7 protein-coding genes are annotated in these 6,779 nt (G+C 48.5%); 1 reads left to right on the plus strand and 6 read right to left on the minus strand.

Annotated features, from left to right (window positions below; genetic code table 11):
* Nucleotides 1–14: 14 nt before the first annotated feature.
* From proS to metN, 6 genes are all read right to left on the minus strand, one after another.
* Nucleotides 15–1,733 carry a proline--tRNA ligase gene (proS, locus tag AC2A06_RS13150; protein ID WP_484380583.1) on the minus strand — a complete coding sequence of 573 codons (1,719 nt, stop codon included), beginning with the start codon at nt 1,731–1,733 and terminating at the stop codon, nt 15–17.
* Nucleotides 1,734–1,850: 117 nt separating this feature from the next.
* Nucleotides 1,851–2,558, minus strand: coding sequence for a tRNA (N6-threonylcarbamoyladenosine(37)-N6)-methyltransferase TrmO (tsaA, locus tag AC2A06_RS13155; protein WP_484380584.1), 708 nt, complete (start codon nt 2,556–2,558; stop codon nt 1,851–1,853).
* Complete coding sequence (gene rcsF, locus AC2A06_RS13160; protein ID WP_484380585.1) at nt 2,555–2,959, minus strand: Rcs stress response system protein RcsF; 405 nt, start codon at nt 2,957–2,959, stop codon at nt 2,555–2,557. Before rcsF ends, tsaA begins: the two co-directional genes overlap by 4 nt.
* Nucleotides 2,960–3,134: 175 nt before the next feature.
* Entirely contained in the window at nt 3,135–3,950 is an 816-nt protein-coding gene (locus AC2A06_RS13165) for a MetQ/NlpA family lipoprotein (protein WP_473197097.1), read from the minus strand.
* A 111-nt stretch (nt 3,951–4,061) separates the two neighbouring features.
* Nucleotides 4,062–4,715, minus strand: a complete 654-nt coding sequence (locus tag AC2A06_RS13170; protein WP_473197098.1) for a methionine ABC transporter permease MetI — start codon at nt 4,713–4,715, stop codon at nt 4,062–4,064.
* Nucleotides 4,708–5,739 (minus strand): methionine ABC transporter ATP-binding protein MetN, encoded by a 1,032-nt coding sequence (metN, locus tag AC2A06_RS13175; protein ID WP_023492799.1) that lies wholly within the window; start codon nt 5,737–5,739, stop codon nt 4,708–4,710. The genes AC2A06_RS13170 and metN overlap by 8 nt, the downstream gene beginning before the upstream one ends.
* Nucleotides 5,740–5,952: 213 nt before the next feature.
* On the opposite strand from metN, the gene gmhB reads away from it, so the two are divergent.
* On the plus strand, nt 5,953–6,516 hold the full coding sequence (gmhB, locus tag AC2A06_RS13180; protein WP_484380586.1) for a D-glycero-beta-D-manno-heptose 1,7-bisphosphate 7-phosphatase: 564 nt from the start codon (nt 5,953–5,955) through the stop codon (nt 6,514–6,516).
* Nucleotides 6,517–6,779 lie beyond the last annotated feature (263 nt).

Consider the following 6,779-nt stretch of genomic DNA (forward strand, 5'->3'; position numbering starts at 1 on the left):
ACTGATTACTGATATCAGCGTTTGATTTGTGCCAATAGAAAATCAATGATTTCACTGGTTTTAATCATCTGTTTCTCACCAATGCGGCGGTTTTTGTACTCGATCTCTTCACTATCGAGGTTACGATCACCAATGACAATAGAGTGAGGAACACCGATCAACTCCATATCGGCGAACATAACCCCAGGACGCTCTTTACGATCATCAAGAATAACGTCAATGCCTTTCGAACGTAGCGTGTCGTACAGCTCTTCCGCCAGCGCTTGCACACGGAAGGATTTGTGCATATTCATCGGTAGAATAGCGACCTGGAAAGGGGCAATGGCATCCGGCCAAATAATGCCACGCTCATCGTAGTTTTGCTCGATAGCGGCGGCCACCACTCGGCTAACACCAATACCGTAGCATCCCATCGTCAAGACCTGATTACGGCCATCTTCACCTTGTACCGTTGCTTTCATTGCTTCCGAGTATTTGGTCCCCAGTTGGAAGATATGCCCAACTTCAATACCGCGTTTGATGAGCAGTGTGCCTTTCCCATCAGGGCTGGCATCACCTTCCACCACATTACGGATATCGGCAGTGGCTGGTAGCGGCAGGTCACGCAGCCAGTTAATGCCAAAGTAGTGTTTACCATCAATATTGGCACCCGCAGAGAAATCACTCATTACTGCAACACTGCGATCAATAACCAGCGGGATGGGCAGGTTAACTGGGCCAAGAGAACCGGGGCCAGCGCCTACAATAGCGCGGATCTCTTCTTCGGTAGCAAAAGTCAACGGCTTGGCGACTTGAGGTAGTTTTTCTGCCTTGATTTCATTGAGCTGATGATCACCACGCACCAAGAGTGCAACGAGCTTATGGCCACTGTGCTCATCAGCGTGAACCATTAAGGTTTTCACGGTTTTTTCTATCGGAAACTGGAACTGTTCAACCAGGTCAGCAATGGTTTTGGCGTTTGGCGTGTCAACAATACGCAGTTCTTCGCTTGCTGCGGCCAGCGGATGAGCGGGTGCTATTGCTTCAGCCAGTTCGATATTGGCGGCATAATCAGAATGGGTGGAGAACACAATATCATCTTCGCCACTGTCCGCCAGCACTTGGAACTCATGTGATGCACTGCCACCAATCGAGCCGGTATCAGCCAGTACGGCACGGAAATCAAGACCGATGCGATTAAAGATGGCGCTGTAGGCTTGGTACATGGCGTCGTAGGTTGTTTGCAACGATTCCTGTGAGGTATGGAACGAGTAAGCGTCTTTCATCAGGAATTCACGTGCGCGCATCACACCAAAACGTGGGCGAACTTCATCACGGAACTTGGTTTGGATTTGGAAGAAATTCAGCGGCAGTTGCTTGTAGGAGCTGACTTCATTACGGATCAGATCGGTGATCACTTCCTCATGGGTTGGGCCCAGCACAAACGGACGCTCACCGCGATCAACAAAACGTAATAATTCCGGGCCATATTGCTCCCAGCGACCACTTTCCTGCCACAGATCGGCGGGTTGAACGACCGGCATGGAAACTTCGATCGCATTAGCATTGTTCATTTCTTCACGAACGATGTTTTCAACCTTCTTGAGCACTCGCAAGCCAGTAGGCAACCAGGTATAAAGACCGGAGGCCAGCTTGCGGATCATTCCGGCGCGCAGCATCAACTGGTGGCTGATCACTTCGGCATCGGCAGGGGTCTCCTTCAGGGTGGAGAGCAGATATTGGCTTGTACGCATGGTGTTTGGTTCCGTTAGAACTGCGAGTTTTATCGGGCTGTTAGAGGCAGCCAACATATTCAAAAGTGGTTTAGTTTACCAGCGCAAGCGGGTTGTCAAAAGAGAGAAGGTGGAATTTTAGCGAACATCCAATGACAACACTTCTGTTTGACCATTCACCAGCCGCCAACGCACATTGAACTCCAGCAGCCATACCGCATATTCACGCTCGCTCGCTGATTCTTTGCGATAGGCTGGGCGCGGGTCTTGCGCGAGAACCTGAGTAATAAAACGGCGTAAGTGAGGGTAACGCGGCTGGTGCTGTTGTAACTGTCGTTCCGCCTGTGTAGAGAAATAAACCGTCATATCGGCCGTGGGTGGTAATTGAGCAAAACCTGCTTGTGCCTGCGGCTTACTGTCGGCAAAGGGTAAATAAGGTTTGATGTCCACCACCGGGGTACCATCAACCAGGTCCAGGCTACCTAACTTGAGTATCACCTGATCCCCTTGAGTTTCTATGCCTTTGAGTTCAATCAATGACATGCCCAGAGGGTTAGGGCGGAAGGTTGAACGGGTGGCGAATACTCCCATCCGAGTATTTCCCCCCAGGCGAGGAGGACGTACCGTAGGCCGCCATCCCCCCGCCATCGTTTGATGGAAAACAAAAATTATCCATAGGTGGCTGAATTCGCTGAGGCCGCGCACCGCTTCTACTTGATTGTATGGCGGTAAGAGCAGCAGTTCCCCATTCCCATCTTCCACTAACCCTGGTTGGCGGGGAACCGCGAACTTTTCTTTATAGGGTGAGCGGATAATGCCGATTTGGTTAACAACAAACTCACTCATTTGGATGAGACATTAAGTGCCGAGCCTTGGCAAATCGCTTGTCGGTAACAGTTACCCACACCCGTGACAATTTGGCAGTCATGCAATAGCACGACATTGGCATTCATGCTCGATGCGCGGCTTTGCATACGTTTGCGGGCGGTAGCCAGATTGGGTGGGGTATCCTGAATTGTGGCTTGGCAAGATTCGCCAGAGACGGTACCTAACTCACGAAAAGGTTTACCCGCTAATTCGTCTACGCTGCTATAAACAACGGGGGTGGCACGAGATCCAGAAACGGAGGAGGTGGTATTACTTGATGCAGAACTTGCCGGAGGAGTCAGTTTGTGGGATGAAGAGCTGTGCCAAGTAGAACATCCCGTTAGCATAAGTGCTAACAAACCAAGAGGGAAAACACGCATAGAAATTTCTCTTTCTGGTTATAAAAGTAGCGCTATTGAAGCAATGTCTGGCAAAAATAACAAGATTTGTCTTTGTTCACGCTATCATATTTGCTATATGACCGTCATCTTATCCCCATGTTGCTACAAACTGCAGCAAGTTAGCTACAGTTTGTATGGCAACAGGTATCAATGATTACCAGCCTTTTACTGCACCGCCATTGAAGATTTTGTTCGCAGCCTGATTAACTTCTTCAGACTGGTAAGCCTGAGCGAATTTCTTCACTTTCTCGGCATCCTTGTTATCTTCACGGGCAACCATGATGTTGACATAAGGAGACTCTTTATCTTCAACAAACAGGCCATCTTTGGCTGGTGTCAGCCCAATCTGGCTAGCATAGGTGGTGTTGATGATAGCCAAGGCAATTTGTTGATCATCCAGTGAGCGTGGTAATTGTGGGGCTTCCAGCTCAACCAACTTCAGGTTTTTTGGATTTTCAGTGACATCCAATACTGTTGGCAGTAAACCAACGCCATCTTTTAGTTTGATCAGCCCTTCTTTTTGCAGCAACAGCAAGGAACGACCCAGATTAGTAGGGTCATTCGGTAATGCCACTTGTGAACCGTCTTTCAACTCAGACACGGCTTTGATTTTCTTGGAATAGCCAGCGATGGGATAAACGAAGGTGTTACCAACAGAAACCAGTTTATAGCCACGATCTTTGATTTGCTGATCCAGATAAGGTTTGTGCTGGAATGCGTTCAGATCAATATCCCCTTTGCTTAAGGCTTCATTGGGCAGAACATAGTCATTGAATGTCACCAGTTCAACATCCAAACCATACTTCTCTTTAGCGACTTTCTGTGCGACTTCAGCCACTTGCTGTTCAGCACCAACAATAACCCCCACCTTGATATGGTTTGGATCTTTTTCATCCTGACCACAGCCAACAAGAGCCAACGTGCCGATCAGTGCGCCGATTGCTGCAATGGATTTAAATTTTAACGACATATCTCTTCCTCATTAGGTTCATATATCAAATACGCTTTACTTTCTATCATTCAAGATACAGCTCGGCTGTGTGATGAAATCTATCAAGTCGATGTGAACTTGTGGGTAACGCTATTTGTGTGTCACGGCCTTAACCAGGCGATCACCACAGAACTGGATCAGATAGACCAAGACAACCAGTAATATTAATACCGTATTCATCACGGTAGCGTTATAACCAATATATCCATATTGATAACCAATTTGACCTAAACCGCCAGCACCTACCGCTCCCCCCATGGCAGAATAACCGACCAGGGTAATCAAGGTGATAGTAGCTGCATTCACCAAACCAGGGAGCGCCTCAGGCAGCAGTACTTTAGTTATGATCTGCATCGGGGTGGCCCCCATAGCACGAGCCGCTTCAACCAGGCCGGAAGGGATCTCCAACAGGGCGTTCTCGACCATGCGTGCAATAAAGGGTGCTGCACCGACAGTGAGCGGAACGATAGCGGCCTGCAAACCGATGGAGGTACCGACGATCATTCGGGTGAATGGGATCATCCAGACCAACAGGATAATGAACGGGATAGAACGGAATATGTTCACCAACCCGGACAACATCTTATATAGCGTATTATTGGCGATGATTTGCCCTGGACGGGTGACATACAGTAGCACGCCAACTGGCAAGCCAAGCACAAAACCGAAAAAGCCAGAGACAAAGGTCATCGTGACGGTTTCCCACACACCACGGGCCATTAACCACATCATTGCCTCAGACATAACCCAGAACCTCTACTTTTACCTGATTTTCTTTTAGGAATTCAATTGCCGCCAGGGCATCTTCGTCAGTCCCATGGAGTTCAGCCAGCATCACACCGAATTTCACACCGCCAGCGTAATCCATCTGTGCGCTGATAATGTTGTTATTCACATTAAAGCGGCGAGCGGCTTCAGACAGCAAGGGCGCATCGACGGATCGACCGGTAAATTCCAGTCGCAGCAGCGGGTGACGACCATCGACACGCTCTTGGACCAGACGGTTGGCATAATCATCCGGAATATCCAGATGTAATGTGGCTTGGATAAATTGTTGTGCCAACGGAGTCTTGGGATGTGAGAAGACTTCGCTGACGCTGTCTTTCTCAATTAGTTGCCCTTGGCTGATTACGGCGACTTGATCGCAGATGCGTTTCACCACGTCCATTTCATGGGTGATCAACAGAATGGTTAACCCCAAACGACGGTTGATATCTTTCAGTAATTCCAGAATAGACCGGGTGGTGGCGGGGTCTAGCGCGCTGGTGGCTTCATCGCACAGTAAAACTTTAGGGTTACTTGCCAAGGCACGCGCAATGGCGACACGCTGTTTCTGACCACCAGACAGATTGGCCGGGTAGGCATCATGTTTATCTGACAGGCCAACCAGTTCCAGCAATTCTGTGACCCGTTTTTTGATTTCTGCACGCGACATACTGCCCAGTTCCAATGGCAGCGCCACATTACCGAAGACGGTACGGGAAGAGAGCAGGTTAAAGTGCTGGAAAATCATGCCAATTTGGCGACGTGCATGTGTCAACTCATGTTCAGACAACGCCGTCAAATCCTGTCCATTGACCAGAACAGTACCTGATGTTGGCCGCTCAAGCATGTTGGCACAACGGATCAGCGTACTTTTACCCGCACCTGATGCACCAATAACGCCATAAATCTGACCGGCTGGGACGTGAAGAGTAACGTCAGACAGTGCCGTAATGGTGCGCACTCCCTGTTGAAACACTTTGCTGATGTTAGAAAGTTTAATCATATTCTTCTTATTTTTAGCGTTGTTGCTCGTGGCTAATGTTGCTGGTGGCTAAATAGAATAAACCAGGGCCTTAACCCAAGGATGAAACAGATGTTAAGGCGTCTAGACGTCCAAGTCAACGTTAACTCTATTCTTCATCGCCCATTCGTCGTTCTCAGCTTTGAGTAAAACATGCGATACTATGCCGGTTCTTAGCGCTTCAGGAGTATACCGGTGACACAGCGGGTTCCAGCAATTTTTTTAGATCGTGATGGCACGATTAATATCGATCATGGTTATGTCCATGAAATAGATGACTTCCAATTTATAGATGGTGTGATTGACGCATGCCGTGAACTGAAAAACATGGGTTTCGCGCTAGTGCTAGTGACCAACCAATCGGGTATTGCCCGTGGCAAATTCAGTGAACAGCAGTTTATGAGCCTGACTGAGTGGATGGATTGGTCATTGGCTGACCGTGATGTTGACTTGGATGGCATCTATTTCTGTCCACATCATCCCGAAGCGGCAATAGAAGAATATCGTCAGGTATGTGACTGCCGTAAACCACAACCAGGGATGCTATTACAGGCACAAAAAGAACTGAATATCGACCTGGCTGCCTCTTATATGGTTGGCGATAAAATTGAAGATATGCAGGCGGCCGCCAGTGCTGGCGTTGGGACTAAAGTTTTGGTTCGAACGGGGAAACCGGTCACTGAGGACGGTGAAAAAGTGGCAGATTGGGTGCTAAACAGCCTGAAAGATCTGCCTGAAGCGATTAAAAACCGGGCTTAGTGGGGCTCTCTGTTGCTTGAATCAATAGGGGGAATCTCTGCCGTTTTGCAGTGAATCCCTCATCAGCGCTAGCTAGGGGGCTGTTTTATAACGTCCCCGTAAGTCGAGTTTTTAGTGAATTGCTATCGATAGAGAAAAAACCTGAAAATTAGGGTTGACTCTCAAAGAGGAAAGCGTAATATACGCCACCTCGAGTTAGCGGGCTGAAGCCAGTAACTCACTGCTCTTTAACAATTTATCAGACAATCTGTGTGGGCACTCAC

This window comes from Serratia sp. HNCC26DJ244 (genome assembly GCF_057180565.1).